The sequence below is a fragment of the Micromonospora zamorensis genome (genome assembly GCF_900090275.1).
GTDB classification, from domain to species: Bacteria; Actinomycetota; Actinomycetes; order Mycobacteriales; family Micromonosporaceae; genus Micromonospora; species Micromonospora zamorensis.
The window spans coordinates 3990999-4010233 of sequence record NZ_LT607755.1 but is presented as its reverse complement, the minus strand read 5'-3'; the positions used below and the strand labels follow the sequence as shown (position 1 = coordinate 4010233).

At 67.5% G+C, this 19235-nt stretch carries 2 protein-coding genes; both read left to right on the top strand.

Features of this window, described 5'->3' with window-relative positions:
- The first annotated feature begins 52 nt into the window (after positions 1-52).
- Entirely contained in the window at positions 53-2251 is a 2199-nt protein-coding gene (locus GA0070619_RS17650; protein WP_088949077.1) for a hypothetical protein, read from the top strand.
- Positions 2251-19230, top strand: a complete 16980-nt coding sequence (locus tag GA0070619_RS17645) for a hypothetical protein (RefSeq protein WP_088949076.1) — start codon at positions 2251-2253, stop codon at positions 19228-19230. The genes GA0070619_RS17650 and GA0070619_RS17645 overlap by 1 nt, the downstream gene beginning before the upstream one ends.
- Positions 19231-19235 lie beyond the last annotated feature (5 nt).

The window sequence follows — 19235 nt, the reverse complement described above, 5'->3', positions numbered from 1 at the left end:
GCTGAGGAGACGCGACGTGGGAGTGCTAGAGGACTGCCTTGAGCTGTTCACCATGGCCGGGCCCGGCATGTTCCTGTACCAAGGAGCCGGCTCGGACTCCATGCAGCCCAACGCTCAGGTGTACGACCTGGCCGCGCGCACCATGGTGGCGGATGGCGTCGCATTGCTCGTTCCCGATTCGGCCTTCAAGTCCCCGACCCTTCGTGCCTACCTGCGGGATGTGGTAGCCGGCGATGGCCGGCTCGTGGTGGTCCCGTTCGGGCAGGAAGACTCCGGGCTCCTGCCTCTGGAGAGCGCGGTTCGGGCGCAGGACATGGTGGGCATCGTGATCGGCGTGCCGGGAAGCGCCGTCCAGGGCGGTGTCCCGACGGGCCTGGGGGCCCGTCTCGTGCCTGTCGAATCGACAGCAGAGCTTGGTACGCCCGCCCGGTCGGCTGCCGCCTACCGCCTGCTGCCCGAGGCGCTGGTGGCGAACCGGCGAAAGCTTGCCGAGCTGGCCAGGGCCGATCAACAACCCTCCGTGACCAAGCTCGTCAGCTATTCCGCGACCGGGGGGAGCCGGACAGCCGGCGGTGACGACTTCGCCGCGGGCGACCTTTCGCCGTTGGCCGGCGTGTACCACGCGCGCTTCGGGGACCTGCCCAACCTTCCCCTCGCGCAACTGCTCGTCTCCACGAGCCCGCTGTCCCGCCCGCACCTGACGGACGCCCTCGGTCTGCACTCGATGCCCATGCCCCTGGCGAACGTGCTGCGGGAATTCGAGTCGGGCCGGGCGGCCGCCGCACTGGTTCACGCTCCCTCCGACTCGCCTACGCCCGGGTCGTTCTGGGTGGTGAAGGACGACGCCGGGCAGTTGCTGTGGGCGAGCGGCACCGAACCGGTCGCTCCGGTGGTCCTCGACGGGGCCGTCGACCCGAGAGTTGCCGTCCTGGAGCACCCGTACAGCGAGTTCGTGGTCGTCGCGCCGGATGGGTCGCCGTACCGGCCGGAACTGCCGGCCGAGCCCACGTGGACGCCGCGGGTGTCGGCTAATGCCCGACGAACGGGCAACACGATTCTGCTCGGCCCGGACCGGCCATCCGCCGTGAGCGAGGAGATCATGGCGGCTCTCGAACGCTACGACGGCCCGAGCATCCTGGTCAACGTGCGCCGCGGCGCACGGAGCGGGCACGGATCAACGCTGGACAAACTGATCGCCGAGAGCCTGCACCACACCTTGGCGAAGAACCCCGCGATCACACTGGTGGTGGCCACCGAGAGCAACGACGAACTGAAGTTCATCGTCGCCGACCAGCATGGGCGGTCATCCGTGCAGCCAACGATGAAGGGCTTCGAGCGGGTCTGGGATGTGCAGGGGGCCCGGTCGCCCCACGGGGAGACATACCCCAGTCTCACCCCTGCGTTCGGGCGAGCCCTGGCACTCGCCGATCCGCCGAAGGCCGTTCCCTCGGAACTGGTGGCGAACCTCATCACCCAGCCGACGTGGGTGGCCGCGGAGGAATACCTGAAGCAGTTCTCGGCCGACTTGGTCAACCGGCAGGTCGCGGGGGAACTGACCGGTCTGGAATCGGCGAGCGTGGCCAACGGGGAGCGGCCCTCCCGGTCCGGCAACGGGAAGATCAAAGACAGCCCCTTCTACCGGCCGGATCGGACCCTGCCGGCCTTCCGGGTCTTGATCGAGCAGGAACTGCGGGCGCAGGGGGATCCGAAACCGGACGGTGGGCCTCCGTTGGAACCGCAGCACGCCCGGATCACGGAGCCGATCGAACCACACACCCGGACGGCCGACTCCAGTTTGTCCCTCGGCTACCTGACCGCGCGCGGACTGGACGCGGCGCACCTCGGCGAAGAGGTCGGTGACTACATGACGGGCCTGTTGTGGTTGCGGGAACTCATGCGGGCCGCGACAGATGTCGACAAGACGAAGTTCAGCCTCGCCGACGCCCGTGCCGTGGTGGGCGCCAAGGGCGAACTGGAGGAGGAGCGGGCGGCCCGCCGTCCGCACCAGCCCGAGATCTTCCGCGCGCACGCCGCCGTCGTGGAGGCGATCGCCAAGATCATAGCCGTCGGGGGGGTCGACGCCAACTGGCGCGAGCTGATCAAGGCCGCCGACTGCCTCACCGGTACAGACCGTCTCGCCTGGCACTTCATCTTCCGCCATGTCATCGCCCCGTCGTCCGAGCCGGAAAGAGCGGCGATCAAGCGCATGCAGGAATACCTCGTCACCTGTCACGACAAGGCTGGTGTGTGATGCCCGGCGCCTCCGCTCCGCCGATCTGCCTCGACGGCTACACGCCGACCTCTTCCGGCATCTACCTCCAGCCCTCCGGCTCCAGCGATCACGCGCCCCCGCATGTTCAGAACGCACCGCGTATCGACGGCTTGGTGCAGGTGCACGTGAACCACGATGTCCAGGGCGTGCGGGACGCGCGACCGGTGCTGGAGCGCGAGGAGCTGACCACCGTCGCGCGCATGTCGGTGAGCCTCTCCCCGGAGCGCAGTAGAACCATCACCCGCGACGAGGCGCTGTCCGTCGCCAAAAATTTTGGGATATACCTCGACCTGCCGGGGCGTGCCGACCTGATCGACCAATTCGACGACCAGTTCCTACCCATCACCGGTGAGCGAGGCGTCACCACCGCGGCCTCCGCGACAGGTGTCCGGGTGATACCTGAGAACCACCTGGTCCAGACGCTCACCACACCCGCGGATCTGCGGAAACTGGAGCGCTATCCGGCGATGCGCGGTCAACTGCGGCTGGTGTCGGACAACGTCGAGATCGGCGTACCACCTGCGGTGGCAGCCACGCTGTCGGAGGGGGCCGAGGAGCCGACGACCGGGCTCGCCGATCCGGTGGCCGTCAACGGCTACGCCGATTTGATGTCGCATCTTGACGATCTCAAACCGGGTCAGCAGGCAACGGTCACCGCGCATGCCTCCGGACGCACCCACGAGGTGTCCGCGAGGATGCACCCCTGGGGTTTGGCGGTATCGGGACCGCTACCTCGGCATCCGGACTCCATCGCCGTGTCACTTCCGGTCCCCTCAGCCACTGCGCTGTCGGCCCGGGACCTGGCCTGGCTCGACGGCATCGCCCTCGCCATCAAGGCGCAGCTCGACGACCCGAGCCTGTCGCTCGACGACCAGGCCCGCCAAAGGCTGACAGACGAGATCGAAGGCCTCCGCACGGAGTTCGGGGAGGCGCGAAAGGCCGGCGGGCTGCCCGACAAGCCCGTCAGTGAAGTCATCTTCGAGGCGAAGGCCGGCACGCTGCGGGAATGGCGGGAAGATGGTGCAGAAACGGCCGGGCGCTTCGATGACAGGGCGAGACGCGCGGACAACCCGCAGGAACGAGCCATGCACGTGCTCCGAAGCGCGTTGCACCGTGATTTTTGGCTCGAGACCCACGCGCTGGCGGCTGGCGTGCCGCAAAGAGGCACCAGCGAGTCGAGCGACGATCAGGACACCTTCCCCGCCGTAACGGGCGACGGCGAAGCCATACCGCTGACCCGGATGACGTCCATGCCGGCCACGGATGCCGAGCGCCGCGAGTTCCTCCCGTTGGCCCGGAGGATCCTCGGGCCAACGGTGCGACACGTCACCGACGAGAACATGGCGACGCTGGTCGCGTACGCCACGGAGGCGTACGACGATCGCATCGACGGCGGGCCGGTAGGAACCGATTCGCTGCGGCGCCGGCACGGCTACGCCACCCTCAGGAAGGACCTCGAAGAGAGTCGGAGCAGGACGGGCCCGCGGGCCAGCCTGGAGCGTAACGTAAACCGCTATATCGAAGAGGAAAATCCTCGGACGACCGACGATCGAAAGCACGAACTGCTAAGACTCGGTCTGCATCTGCTCGCGAACGAATCGCGCATCGACAGAGAGCGTTATCGCGCTGTAATCCGCACGTCGGACCTTTTTCTCGACTGGGCCCAACGTCGTTACACGAAGAAGCACTCCGGCCATCTGCCGCCCGGTCCCGTGCCGTTGGGCATGTTGGCGGAGCTGGTTCGCGACAAACTGGGTCCCGGAGCCTCCTTGAGCTCGTGGGACGTGGCGCACATCGCCCAGGCGAGCAGCGTTCGGCAGGACTGGTGGGTGACGTCCCGCTTGCCGAGACGGAGAATCTCCCGGATCGTCAGTCAGCCGGGACTCGGGATGGTGACGCAACCTGTCTCCAGGGTGCACACAAGATTCATCGAGCGCCGATTGGACAACGGGGACTCGACGCGAGACCGCAATCAGGAGGTGAGGGACCTTCGCGCCCGGCTGGAGGCGGCGGGCCCCTCGGTGGGCGTCTCCGACGAGGACCTCGCACGACTGGTCGCGACGCGGCGCCGGCTCTATGCCAAATCGTGGGATCGCCGTTACACCTCCATGGGCCTGTCCCACTACCAGCAGATGGCGCGGGAACTACTTGGCCGTGACCAGGTGACCCCGGACGTGTTACGGGACCTCGCCGTGATGACGCGCCCGGAGTCCTCCCTGCGCTTCGGCGGCGCCCACACTCGGTTCAATCATCGGAAAATCCGGCAGCAGCTTGCCGAGAAGGCGTTCGAGAAGTGGCGGCCCGGCACGGATAGGCCCGGCACTCGACCCGTCCCCCCGGCGGTCGGTAGTCAAGATCACAGCCGGATGGTGACTGGTTTCCACACCATCGACCTGGACGCGGGTGTCGTCCGCGAGTTGACCGCTTGGATCAACCAGTCGGTACCGTTCGGCGGTAATCAGATCGCCGAGGATGTCGTCAGACGTAAGATCACGTCTCTGTTCGGCCAGACGCTCGACGACGGCACACCGCTGGAGATCGCCGTCGATGGCACCATCTATGACATCCGGCTCTGGGCGATTCCGAACGCCGGCCCGGAAGTCGATCCGGAAAGCCTGCCCAATCAGCCCGGCCTGTTCCCGGGCGCGCAGGAGGTTCGAAGCTACAGCTTCTTCGAACGGGCGAACTGGGCGACGCAGATGGATGCGACCTTCTTCGACATCGGTGCGGGCCATCGATTCCTGGCCGGCGTGCGGTCCGATGCGGCGCTGACCTACGGCCACGTCAGCGGCTCGGGGAAGCGGGCTCTCAGCAGCACCACCATGGCCAGGTATCGGCAGGCCCGGGTCAAGGAGGATCTGGGCTGGGTCAACCTTCCGGTGAACTGGACGCTGCGGGTTCAGGAACGCAGAACATACCATCGCAAGCGCGATGCCGCGTCCGAGTTGCCGATGGCGCCGAGCGTGGTCAATTCCATCCGGCCGGGCACCCTCCGCAACGACAACGATGGTGGGCGGTGGCTCGAGCGCACCTTCACGGACGGCGAGGGAAACCCGGTCACGCACACGATCAGATACGCGGTGCCGGAGTTCAATCTGCCCTACTCGAGAGAGCAAAGCCAAAGCGATGAGCTGAAGGATAAGACCGACCCCGATTACGGGACGAAGATGCCGGTCACTGATCCAGGTGATTTCCAGGTGTGGAACATTGATCACGGCGTCACCCGGATCCAACTCGCGGATCAGGTGATCGCCGGTGTCCGGGCCATTCTCACGCCCGAGGGCTACGCCTTCTGGAAGACGCATCTCGAGCGATATCTGTCGAACGATGAGCTTGGACTGCACTTCGCGAATCTCGTGCGTGCCAAGGGCGAACGCGGCTACCAGCAGACGTTCCGTGTGCTACTCGAGAGCGACGGTCGTCGCCTCAGCCTGAGCCTCGGCGCCAGGGACAACAGCCCGATCACGAACGTCACCAAGATCAGTCAGGTGAGCCGGAGCACGGAGAGCCGGATCGACGACGTGACGGCCTCGGTGCTCAGGACCCAGGACATCGAGTACGTCGACTCCATGGGCCGCATCTCGGTCACCGAGTCCGCCCGGGTGCCGGACTCACGGCTCGTTCGGGCCATGGGGCGCCTGGTGAAGCCGGTCGGCCATAGTGCCGGCCAGTTCATCCAGCAGAGCCGGACCTTCCTGACCCGCGCCGTCCGGGTGGTCGGTGAGTTGCAGGTGGCGTTGGTCGAGTTCGACCTGGAGTTGAGGGTTCACCATTATCCCGACAAGCACCTGACGGCCGCCGGCGACAAGGGCGACCCGCTCCACGAGGAGTCGAGAGATGTGTCGGGCTTCGCGCATGTCCTGGTGCACAAGGACGATCTCCAGAAGTTGAGCACCGTCGCAGGCGACCCCACCCCCTCTTCCAGCAAGCTCACGTCCGACAAGATCGCTACTGCTACGAGCGCGACGGAAAAGACGAACTCCGCTGATCCCCGCTGGTGGAACCCGGGCAGCGGCTGGGGCCTGACGATGGACGTCGTCCATCGCCTGGAGGGCGTTGAGACGCTCTATAACAAGATCGTCCCGCTGTTGGTCGAGGGAGGGCACCTTCCCAAGGCGGCGAACACCGCAAGGGGCGACGCTACGTCGCCGTGGGACATCTTGCAAAAAATGCCGCTGACCGGAGCACTGGAGAATAATCCCGGCCTGGACTACCGCAACTGGCAGGCGCTCATCCATGAGCTGTCGGAGGACAATCTCCTGTCCAGGGCGGCCGACGTCATGGATTCCACATCGAACGACCGGGGTATTGTTTGGCTCTTCAGGCATCCCGCCTCATCGATCCGCATGGAGAATGCCCGCACCGTCACCCTGACGGCGGAAACACTCGGCTCCTCGTTCAAGGAACAGACCCCGTACGAGTTGCAGTACGGTCACATGCACACCGTGGCGACCACCATCAAGCAAGCCAAGGTGTCGGCCCGGGAAGGTGGACTTGTCGCCGGCGCGGGTGGAAGCGAGGGCGGCGCATCGCTGCAGGGCGTGCTGAGCGGCCAGTACGGCTCCAGAGAGTCCGAGAACAGCGGACGGACGCAGTCCAGTTCGGTGATGTCCGACACCGACGGTCAAAAGATGAAAAGTCGGAGTTTCACGGCGGAGATCCGTTGGCACTGGGCGGTCAAGCCCGTTGGCGATACCGCCGGACCCGTCACCGGCTCTGGCGATACCGCCGGGCCCCGCACCGCCACAACCGGCAGCGGCACAGTTGACGCAAGAGCCATCATTCTCCAACCGGACGCGCTCAATGACACCGGCTCTACCGACTCCTTGGGCAGGCTTGTCGTCGTGCCCGCCACTGGCGACCACCCGGAGCTGACCGCCGAAAACCTGCCAGAGGACTTCATGCGGCGGGCCATGGAAGATCCGAACGAGCAGTCTCCGATAACCAGGATGGATGCCGTCGCCTACACCGTGATCGGAACCTGGGGTGCGGAAAAGTTGCAGGCCGCAGCGACGGAGGCGATCGCGGGCGAGGAGAAGCGGCTATCGGCGAACGGGCTGCGCGGGCGGGTCGATCGGGTTCTCGAGGACCTGCGGCTGAATCCGGAGATCCGGGCGCAGCAGCTGGAGTCGTTCCTGTCGACCGCGCTGAGCCGGGACGCCTACAGGGGCTTCTTGCTCAGGGCGTTCACGGGGGCGAGCGTGGTGATATCGGTGGGCGGCGGCACCGTGGGTCTGACCGCCGTACCGGTGGGGGTTCCAGAGATCGTGAAAGTGTGGAAGCCCTACACGCAGCAGGTCACCGAAGCCCAGGCGGGTAAGGAGACCGGCGCGGAGAACATGTGGCAGGCGGGGGCAGGGGCCGGCGGGTTCCTCGGCAAGAGTGGCTTGAAACCCGTCATCGAGGACGCCCCGAAGAGCGACGCTGGAAACAGCGAGCTGGTGCTCGGGACCGGCAGCTACACCCGGGTGAAGGGGAGGGGAAAGGTAGCCGCCGAATCAACCACGCTCGGCAAATATTCGGGCTTGTTCCAGAACGCTCACTATATGATCGTCCGTGTCGCGGTGGTCCATCAGGTCCAGGCGGGCAACACCGTCCGTCGGGTCGCGGGCGAGGTGCTGCTGAACATCAAGGTGACAGATGCCATCCCCTACGCCCGTCTCTTCCGTAACCCGGAGCTGATTGCCGACCACATCGCGGCGGCACAATCCGTCCGGCCGACTGCGGACACCCGGACGACAACGGTGAGGCCGTCGACCGCTCAAACGCACGCGTCCCACGGGGCGACGGTGTGGCCGATGCTGCTCAGTGGCGGCAACGGGCAGACAGGCGTTGCTCCGCTGGTCGCGGCGTTGGCCGAGGGGGCAGCGCCATTCCACTCCGCCGGGCTCGTCACCTACGTCAAGTCGCTGCCCGCCAGCTTGAATCCCTTCATGGGGAAGTTGCTCGACGGTGGCGTGTCCTGGTCCTACCGCAGTGACGATCACCGAGATTTCACGATAACGATGAGCGCCGAACAGGTGGGCCCCGCCTCGGGGAGTCACGACGGCGGTAGCGGCGCCAAGTCGTACACCCGGCAGAACGACGCACGCAACGAAAGCCGCCGCTGGAACAGTGGGCACGTTGCGGCCGGCGCCAGTAGTGGGATGGGCCAGCCGGACAAGCGCGACGGGCTCAAGATCCAGGGCTTCGATCTCGGGTTCGTGGCCGTTTCCCTACCGGGCGGCTTCAGCCGGAACACCGGCCGCACTGATATGCACGGTTCGAACCTGTTGTCGATGGAAGGCGTGCGCGCCGACAACCTGACCGGCTACTTCCAGAACGTCAGGTTCTACGGCACGGTCGAGGAGACCCCAGCCAGCACGAAGACAACCCTGAGGAACGTCTTCGGCGGGGTTAGGAAGGGGCAGGTCTTCGATGCCACAGTGAAGCTCATCGTCCTCGAACCCAGGGACGGCTCCACCGCTCTGGGCGCAGACGAGCGCCCCCTCGATTTTGGTCTGAGCCAGGAGCTGCCGGAGAACGCGCTGCTCGTCTCCGTACGCGGGCTCGGAGCGATGCGCACGGCACTCTCGTCGGCCGGCTTGGGCGGCTCCGGGAGGCTGAAGGACACCAGCGATCAACTCAACTACGAGTCGTTGCCCAAGAAGCTGGGGGCGATGCTCACGGACGAGGGCGCCAGGTTCCGATCGCTGTCGACGGGCAGGGGGGACCTCCACGCCGGCAGCAAGGGCTTCGTGGTGAGAGCCCGCGTCGCCGAGGTTCAAGACTTCTACTGGGTGGAGAAGTCCGAGCTCGAGAAGTACGACCACGGAACCAATCTCGTCGGCAACACCGCGCTCGACACCCTCCGAGCACATGCGGGGGTGTCGCTCACGGTCGCCGCCACGCCGGATGGCGTCAACTGGGTCGGGCCCACCGGTACCGTCGGCAAACAGCGGGCCACGACCCTCGGCACCGATCAGTCGCTGTCGGACGAGCGCCGGGCGTGGCTGCGCAGGACCGCGTCCCTGTTCGTCGTGCACGTCAGGCTGCAGTACGAGGTCGAGTGGCCGGGGAAGCGCGAAGCGCAAAAGGTCGAGGCGATCGGGTACACGGATATCGTCGTGTCCAAGGAGGACGCCCAGGCGCTGGGAATTCCGGACGACGCGCTGGCCGCCGCGGTGCCGGCGAAGAGCCGCGCCAAGGTGTTTCCCGACTATCAGGGACCGGCCGCCGCAAGTCGGGATGCCGGGTCCGCAGCCGCCGTCTCGGCCGCCCAGCGGTTCCACCTGCTGCTCCGGCAGGCGGACGCCGGGCTGCACGCGATGCGTCCTCCTGCCGGCGTGAGCCGGGTGGAGATCACCAACGTCTACTCGATCGCGGACGGCGGGCACGCCGACCCGAAGGGCAAGAGACCCGCGTCTGAACGCCCCGTGGTCTGGTACGAGCTCGTGCGCAGCGACGAGGAGTTGGTGTTCGTCCTGCGGGTCCACCTGACCGGTGACCCGGAGGCCGTTTCGCAGGTCAAGGCGCAGACGAAGGCGGGGGTGGAGCTCCACCTCAACAAGCCGGGACACCGGCTGCCGATGGCCGACCGTCGGCTCCGGGTCGAGGTGCAGTTCGTCGATGCCGGGCAGGCGCACCTCATAGTTCCGGTGCTGTCGGGGGAGGCGCCGACCGGCCAGGGCTGGGCAGGGGATCAGTTCCCGGCGTTCTACGCGCACGAGGTGCTGCGTGCCATCGGCGCGACCGGCCATCAGCGCCCGCGCGGCAAGGCCCCGGCGACCGTACCGATGGAGGTCCGTGACGCGGACCTTCAGCAGATCATGGACGTCCTGGAACCGATGTGGCCGTGGCGCGGTGTTCCCGGAGGTGAGCTGCAGCCGAGGCCGGTCCGACGGCTGGAGATCGCTACTGAGCGGTGGCGTCAGGGTTCCACGGATGCGGAGCCGTTCCGCTTCGTGGACACCCCTGACGGCAGGCGCTTGCGCGTGGTGCCCGGTGCGGGTGAACAGGTCGCGGTGCGCTACGAGCTGGTGCGCGGCGATGACGAGATGTTGTTCGTGGTGCGGGTGCACCTGACCGGCGGCGCGGACGCGGTCGCCGAGGTGCGGCAGTTGGCTACCCGGGGCGTGCAGGAATACCTCAACGATCCCCGACACGTGCTGCCGATGGTGAACCTGCCCATGCGCGTCGAGGTGCAGTTCGTCGACGCCGCACGCGCGCACCTCACGGTCGCGGTCACCGCGCCGGGCACCCAGATGGACCAGCCGCACTGGGCGCAGGGCCAACCGCCGGCGTTCTACGCCCACGAAGTGCTGCACTTCCTCGGCGCCATCGATCACCGGCCCCCGTCACGACGTCGCGACAGTGACCTGCCGGCCGACCTGCGGACATCGTTGATGAGCCCTCCCGTCCCGGGCGAACGGATGGTGGTCCTCGACGAGGATCTGCAACAAATCATGGACACCCTGGCCCCGATCTACGCGGGCGTCATCGGCGACCATGGTCCCCTCATCCGCCCCGACGGCGCCGCCACTGCCGCCGCGGGTCCGAGCAACGTCGCCGAATCCTGGAACAACGGGCTCTCCAGAGCACCGCGAATGCCCGACCCGGTGCGAACCCCCTCGCCCGTACCGGACGTCGTTACGGTCACCGACCTGCTCTACGCCGAAGCCATGGTTCCCGTCCTCCGGATGCGAATCGACCAGGCCGAGCGCCGGCTCTCACCGGACGATCCCGAAGTGCAGCAGACGAATGAGGCGTTCCAAGAGCTCAACAGCTTGGTCGACGAAGCCGGAAAGGCCGGCGAACTGCCGGACAAGTCCCTCAGCCAGGCCCTGCTCAAGGCCTCCTTCAAGGATGTCGTGGGTTGGCAGGACACCGCGCGTGCCAAGGCGGAGGCCCTCGCCGATCGGACGTCGGGTGGCCGGGGTGCGTCGCAGACCCGGCGCCAGCTTCAAAGCGTGCTGTACCGGGACTTCCTGATCGAGACCAGTGCGCTGGGTCTCAAGCCGGAGGATCCCGGCAACGCGCAGTTCCTGCCGATAGTCAGGGCGGCGTTCGACCCGGCGGCGTCGGCGGTGACCGACGCGGACATGCAGAGGTTGACCGGGTTCGTCGCCGACCTGATCAAGGCCGATCAGCCAGTCACGATGGAGACCCTGACCCGACGCGCCGGCTTCCACCGGCTGCGCCTGGAACTCGATTCCGGTTCCGTCGCCGGAGGGATCGCAGCGGTCGACGCCGCCGTCGCAGGGTGGGAGACGTCGTCACCCGCCCAGGAGTTGGCGCAGCGCGATCGCCGGCTCGAGTTGCGCGCCATCGGCAGAACCCTCGTGGAGGAGGAAGGGACCTTCGACCCGACGCCCGCGAACCTGGATGCGCTGAACCGGGTGATCGAGTCGGCCTACCGGCGGTACGCGAAGGTGAATGACGGTGCCCGCCCGCACGGGCCGATTCCGGCGGCGGCACTGCAGGATCTGTTCCACCACAAGCTCGGTGATCGGGCGACTCTGACCTGGGCGAGCGTGCAGCGGGTCGCAGGTGAGGCGGACGCCCGCCAGTCCTGGCGAGACCGGCACCCGGTGCGGGCGTTGACGGCCAAGACATTCGTCGAGGCAGATCTTCCCGGGCTGGCCACGACGGTTCAGAAGGTCAACGCCGGGCACAGCAAGAAGATCCGACAGGAACCAGGCCAGGCTGACTCGGTCGCAGCGCGCAACGCCGAGCGGGACGCGCTGTGGGCGCTGGTGAACCCGGCCGCGTCGCCGTCCCCCGCGCAGCCGGCGGATCTGGTCGGCGCCGTCGAGCTCGCGGTTCTCGACCGACAGGCAGGGTCGTCGACTGCGCAGGCCGCTCCGCCATCGACCGCCGTAGCGCCCGGGGTCGGAGAAAAGGACGTCGCCGCACTGGTCGCAGTCCGACGTCGGTTCTACGCCGATGAGCGGGATCTCCAGTACACCGGCTTGGCCGACTACCAGCAGATGGCATCCGAACTGCTGGGCATCGAGGGCGTGGTGGGTGCGGCCGAGCTGCGCGACCTGGCCATCATGATGCGTCCCATCCCACGACGCCTCCCGCCCGGCAGCAAGGACAGGTTCGGCGACCGGGCCGCACGGCAGTGGCTCACGAGGCAGGCGATCTCGAAGTGGAACTCGGGGCCGCCGCAACACCGGCCGGACCCGCAGAATCCGCAGGTCGCGCCGGATGCGAGAACCGACCGGAGCCGAATGGTCAGCGCCTTCCACGCCGTCGGCGAGATGCCGTTCGTGGCGGATCTGACCGCCTGGATCAACCGGGCGGTGCCGTTCGGCGCAGGGCAGGTCACCGAGGAGGTCGTCCAGCGCAAGCTGGCCTCCCTGTTCGGCCAGGTGCTCGACGACGGAGCGGCGCTGGAGGTCACCGTCGACGGCAACACCTACGACATTCGGTTGTGGGCCGTGCCCACCCGAGGGCCGACGGTGGACACGGACAGCCTTCCCGCCGCGAAGAGCAGCAATCGGTTCGATGGCAAGCAGGAAAACCGGATCTACGGTTACGGGGAGCTGGCGTCCTGGTACACCTGGGCGAAGGCGAACAGCTACGACGCCGGGCTGGTCTACCGTGCCGCGCTCGGGCAGGCCGAAGCGCTCAGCGGCGCTCGGATCGACCTGGTGGCCACTCTGGGCCGGATGCCGGGCAAGGGCCAGCGGGAACTCAGTTCCTTCACCCCCGCCGAGTTCCAGCAGCTACGGATCAAGGAGCCCCTGGGCTATGTGAACCTGCCGGTCAACTGGGCGTTGCGGGTGGAGGCGCAGGGGGCCGGGAAATGGCGGGAGTTCACCTTCCGGACCGGGGACGGCGCGTTGCGCGAAGACAACGTGCGCTACGCGGTGGCACAGTTCCAACTGCCCTACTCCGCGGAGGAGAGCGGTGTTCCACGGCCCGCGGAGAAGAGCGGTAAAAAGCCGGCGAGCAGGCCTGACCCCGGCTATCTGAAACCGGTGGCCATCACGAGGCCCGAGCAGTTTCCGGTGTGGGAACTGGATCACGCGGTCTCCCGCATACAGCTCTCCGACGCGGTGCTCAGCCAGGTGCAGAAGGCGCTGCCCGTCGAGACGTACGCGTTCTGGAAGCCGTACGTCGAGGCGAACCTGTCCAACGACCAACTCGCCCTCCGTCTGGGCGACATCCTGCGCCCCCAAATCGACCGCCACTACCAGCAGGTGTTCCGCCTGACGTTGCAGGCTGACGGCCAGCGGTTGAGCCTGAGCCTCACCGCCGGCCGCCGTGACCAGCCGGTCAACTCGGTGACGAAGATCAGCGACGTGAGTCAGAACGGGGAGACCCGGTTCGACCGGGTGCAGGCCGTCGTGGCCAAGACCCTGCTCAGCGAGGACACGACGCTGACGCGCCGGGCAACGCTGACGCTGGGTTTCCGGGCGCTCGAGCGGTACTTCCGGACCGGAGGTCGGGCCCAGTTCGGCTGGCAGAGCGGCGACCAGCTCATCCGCCATCACCGGGCCCTGATGACCCGGGCCGAGCGGGTCCTCGGTGAATTGCAGGTCGTGCTGGCCGACTTCACCGTCCGGTTGGAGGTCCACCACGAGCGCGACGGGGGGACAACACCCCACACCCGCGGGGTCGACGTCAACGGCTTCGCGCACTTCATGGTGCACAAGGATGCGCTGGCGGGGCTGGCAACCGCTGACCCGGTGGGTGCCTCCGGCCGAGCCGGCGAAGCGAGTGGAACAGCGGCGTCGCGGCCCGTCGTGGAGCCTGTCGCCGAGGAGCCCCCAGCCAGGTGGTGGACCCCGGGCCCCGACTGGGGACCGACGATGGACTACGTCAAGAAGCTTGGTGGCGTGCCGAAGCTCTACGACCAGATCGTCGGGCTCATGGTCTCCAAGGGGTACCTGCCGAGGGAGGCGGCGGGTGTCGGTGGCGCAACGCCGTGGGACAGGTTGCAGAAGTTGGGGGTGACAGGCGCGGACGTCAACAAGACCGGCGTGGAGTATGCGAACTGGGAACTGCTCCTCACCAAGTTGAACGAGCGCTCCCTGCGGGCGGGGGTCGACTACGTGCTGAACATCGACCCAGCGCAACCGGGTGTCGCCTGGGTCTTCTCGCACCCCTCGGACCCGGTTTCCCCCGAGCGTTTGCTCACCATCGGCCTGTCGGCCGCGACTACCGGTCGCACCACCTACGTCGGCGCCAGTGACAAGCAGGTGCAGGTCGGCCACACCAGCATCGACACCATGACCACCAAACGCACCAAGGGCACGGTCAGGGACCTCTCCGGATACCTCGGCGCCGGTGGGAACGAGGGGGGCAGCTTCTGGCAGGGGCAGGGGGGCCGCCAGGCCACGCGGACGAAGAAGAACAAGGTCGGCGAAACCCAGTCCACCGCGCTGACGTCCGACACGGACGGCCAGAAGATGCCCAGCCCGATCTTCGACGTGGACATCCGGTGGACGTGGGTGGCCCTGCGCAACGGAAAACAGGTGGCGCTGCCCGCGACGGTTGACGCGAAAGCGACGATCCTGCAACCGAAAGACCTGAATGACGCGCTCACCGCATCGCCCCCGGCACCGCTCACGTTCGTCCCGACTTCCGATGGATCGCCGGCGCAGATTCGAATCGACAGCGTCCCGCCGGCGGGTTCCGTCAACAATCCACAACTGCGCTCGGTGTTGGCGGACATCGGGACCGCCATCTACAACACGCTCGGTGCTCGAGGAGTCGGGAAGCTTCAGGAGAAGCTGATCGAGAACCCGCCCGGCCTGTCTGCGGTCGCCGTCTGGAACGGACTCAACCGTGCCGTCTACCGGAGCGTGCTGCTGAGAGCGCTCGCCGCGGCGGCGATGATTCCGGTCGGGAACCGACTGGTCGACCTTTCCGTCCGCCCGGTCGGTCGCCCGAAGATCGTGAAGGTCTGGTTCCCCTACACCCAACAGATTCTCGAGAGCCAGGTGGGCCGCGAGGAGGGCCAGGAGGGGCTGAGTGAGGGGGGCTACCTGGGCGCTGCCTATGGCGGCGCAGAGGCCACCGCCGGTAACGAGTTGGTGCTCGGCGGCGGCAGCGCCACCAGGTTGACCGGGAGCGGAACGGCTTCCCTGGGCGTGCAGACGGTGGGTAGCTATCGAGGGCTCTACCAGGACCAGAAGATGGCGGTCGTGCGTACCGTGGTCATCAACCGGGCCCAGGTGGGCGACACCGTCGTCGAAACCTTCGGTGAGGTTATCCTCAATGTGCTTCTGAAGGATGTCATCGCCAACCGGGATGCCTTCGACGGAGCCGAGTTGCTGGACGAGCACCCCGCCGAGGTGAGCGCGGCTACGACCCCGAAACCTTCGCCGGTCCTGGCGCTGACCACCGAACTGCGGCCGCCGGTCAGTCTGGAGCATGGTCTGTCCTGGGCCGCGATGTGGCCGATGCTCTACGGCGCGACAGACCCGGCGGCGACCTCCCGTCAGCAGACGGGTTACGGGAAGCTGAGCGAGAGGCTGGCTCAGGAGGCCGGCACGTTCGAGTCGCCAGGGCTGGTCGCCCTGCTCACCGCACTACCGTCCTGGCTGAGTCCGTACATGGCGAAGATGCGCGACGGGGGCGCGCTCTGGAGGTTCAACCCCGACGGCCGGTCCTTCGTGGTGTCGATGTCGGCTGAGTTGGTCGGGCCGGCCTGGGGCAGCCGCCCTGGCGGAAACGGCATCAAGGTCTACGAACGGGGCAACCGCTATCGCGACGCCAGCCGTCGCTCCAAGGCGACGCGTGCTGTGGGCCTCAGTGGCATAGGAACAGGTCGACCGGACGACCTGAACGGCGGTTTCGTGTCGGGATCACTGGGCATCGGGTCGGCCCGTGGAGAGGAGCAGAGCGACACGCGCGGCTCCAACCTGCTCTTCATGACGGGGCTACGAGCCAACAAGCTGACGGACTTCAACCAAATGGTCCGATTCAAGGTGACGATCGAGGAAACCACCGCGCGCTCCCCGACGGAACTGGTCAAGAAGGCGTTCGGCGGTCAGCGCCCGGCGCGCCGCGTGAGCTTCACAGTCGATGAGGAGCACGTCGTCAGCGTGCCCACGGAGGGCACGATGCCCAAGGGGGCGCCCAAGCAGGAGATCACGTTCGGCCTCAACAGCGCGTTGCCGCCCGGAATTCTGATCGAGGGGATCTATGGCGTAAAGAATATTTTCGAGGCGGTGGAATCCGCCGGTGTGGGGAAGGCGGCGGAGGCGCCGGCCGCCGACGGCCATCTCAATTTCGAGACAATGCAGACGAGCCTGGGCACCATGCTCAGCGAGTCTGGGGCCTTGTTCACCGCGGTGTCGATCCACGGTGCGGTGTTGGATCCCGGCCGGGGCGGCCTCCGCGTCAAGGCTCGCTTCAGTGACGTCCTCCAGCTCTCCTACATGGAGAAGGCCGAGAAGGAAAAGTACGATCACGGCACCGATCTCGTCGCTGACACTGACGTCTCGACCAGGCGGGAGAACGTGGCCGGCTCCGTCACCGCCACCGGGCCGGTAGCGCCCGGTCAGTCGGTCGGGGGTCAGGTCGCCGCCGGCCGCCAGTGGAGCCGGGCCCGCGGCATCGACCACACCGCGTGGATCGAGCACCGGGCCTGGCTCCGCAGGGACAGCTCCGTCTTCTTCGTCTTCGCCCTGCTGGAGTACGAGGTCACGTTGCCGGGCGCCAAGAAAAGCTACAAGGTGCACGGTAGCGTCGGAATGGTGGTCACGAAGGAGGAGGCCATCGACTGGGGCATCCCCGAAGCGGCACTCCGGTCCGTCGTGCCGGCCGACAAACGGAACAAGGAGTTCCCGCGCCCCGACGGAGCGGGTCAGTCGGCGTCGGAAGGTCCATCCGCGACGCCAGCCGGGCCCCTCTCGGACAAGCAGCGGCAAATCGTCACGGCGTACGACAAGACGGTCAAAGGTCTGCGCACCATCACCACCCGCCCGCCATCGACCTCGGGCTCTACCGCGTCGCCGTCCGGACGGGGAGCGGCCGGGCCGTCAAACCCGAGGGCGGGCGTCCAAAGGCCGTCGCGTGCGCCGAGGCCGGACCCCGACCAGATGTTGGTCCCGAGCGGCATGGAGGGTTTCCAGAACGATCAGCACAGGTTCCAGTTCCCGAACCTTCCGGCCGAGTGGCAGGCGGCCTACGACGCCGCTCGGCCCCATCGCCTGCGCACCGAGCGCTACAACCCGGCGAGGAACGCCCTCGACACGGACAGCAACCTGCTGCGCGGCGAGCTGACGACGATCGACTTCCGGGTCCGCGAATTCCAGGCTCCGGACGGTACGAAGGTGCGAGCCTTCGACGTGCACCTGGATCTGGTGTCACCCGACGACCGGGTCACACCGGATGCCCGCGCCGCGTACGGTCGCTCGGTGCAGGACACCCTGAACCAGATGGTCAACGGCCAGCACCGGTTCGACGACGGCTTCCGGTTGCACGTCAACTTCACCTTCGACACCCCCACCTGGGCGGGCGGGCTGGCCGACGCCTGGAGGTCCGACCCGGGGCGCAGCCCGGCCGTCGAGATCACCGACGACGCGTCCCCTGACACCGACCAGCACCTGTGGAAACTCAGCGACACCGCGGCAGTCGGGGTGCACGAGATCATGCACTACCTGGGCGCGAAGGAGGGTTACTCCTCCGCCGATCGGCTGTTCCACACCCCGCAGCTGCCAGGCGTGATGGGCAGGAACGTGCACACGCTGCCGACCAGTTCCTCGGCCGGGTCGACGCCGTACCTCGACGACAGCGATCTCGCGGTCATCGCGGCGGTGGCCGCTACCGCCGGGCCGGTCGCGGATCCTGGCCTCAGCGATCCCGGCCCGGAGCCGGAGTGGCTACGGACGTCCCTCGCCCGCATCGAGCGGCCGTACGAGGACACGCCGAACCTGCTCAGTGACATGTCGGTGCCCGGTGTCCGGGCGACGCCACCGCCGAAGGACCTCCGGGCCACCGCGCGCCAGCAGCCGGGCCAGTACTTCGTGTGGCTCAGTACGGCCCGTGACGTGGCGGTGGACCGACCCGTGTTCGAGTGGCTGAACGAGCGGTTGGAACAACTCGCCCAGGCCGGCAGGACACCTATCGTGGTGACCCGCGGGCGGCCCACCCTCGACGACGTCTCCGGCAGCTCGACGAGGGGGGCAGGGGCCGACAAGCGCAGCCTTTCCGTGCTGCTCAACAGGTACGGCGTCGCTGTCGTGCACGAGTTGCCGCAGAGTTCCGGCGGACTCGGTGGGTTGAACCTCGACAACAGCTGGAAGGTCCGCGGATCCACCCCCGCGGCAGCGACCGACCGCCAGGCGGACGCCACCTGGTCGAGGATCGACGCGGCGGTGGTGGAGGCCGCGCGCCGCCTGGCCCGACCGACCGTTCGTCCGGTGTCCGAGGCGTTCGGGGCGCTGGTGTGGGGCGCGCGGAGCGTACGCGAGCAGTTCGAACTGCTGCGGTCGCGTCCGGCGGACCTGATGAACGCGGCGCACCTGGAACAGGCCGCCGGGATGGCCGAGCGGGTCCCGGCCAGCATGAACGCCGCACTGGTCAAACCCCTGCTGCGCTTCGGCACGGACGACGAGATCGTGGTCACGTTCACGGAGTCCACGGCGCGGCAGCAGCCGAGCACGCTGCTGCAAGCGGTCGGCCGGCTGGACCAGGCGGGCAAGCTGACGGACCCGCGGGAGCCCGGCGGCGCCACCGGCGACTTCATCGACCTGGTCCAGGCGGTCCGGCGGGGCGCGGACGAGGCGGAGCACAGCCGCTTCGACTTCGCGGTCTCTCTGCTCAAGGCCATCGGCCAGGTCAAGGCCGGCAGGTTCGACGACGCTGAGACGTTCATCGCCGAGAACCGCGGACGGCTCGAAGCGGCCCAGAAGACCATCTGGGTGGACGCGCTCGAGGAGCTCAAGAGCGTCATGGCCGACGACACCGATCGCGGCCGCCTGGAGCAGGTGCTGGCGGCGGTCTACGAGTGCTGAGCGGG

Excerpts from the sequence above, each read along its gene's own strand:
- GA0070619_RS17650 (WP_088949077.1), top strand. The coding sequence starts at position 53 with ATGGCCGGGCCCGGCATGTTCCTGTACCAAGGAGCCGGCTCGGACTCC.
- GA0070619_RS17645 (WP_088949076.1), top strand. The coding sequence starts at position 2,251 with ATGCCCGGCGCCTCCGCTCCGCCGATCTGCCTCGACGGCTACACGCCG.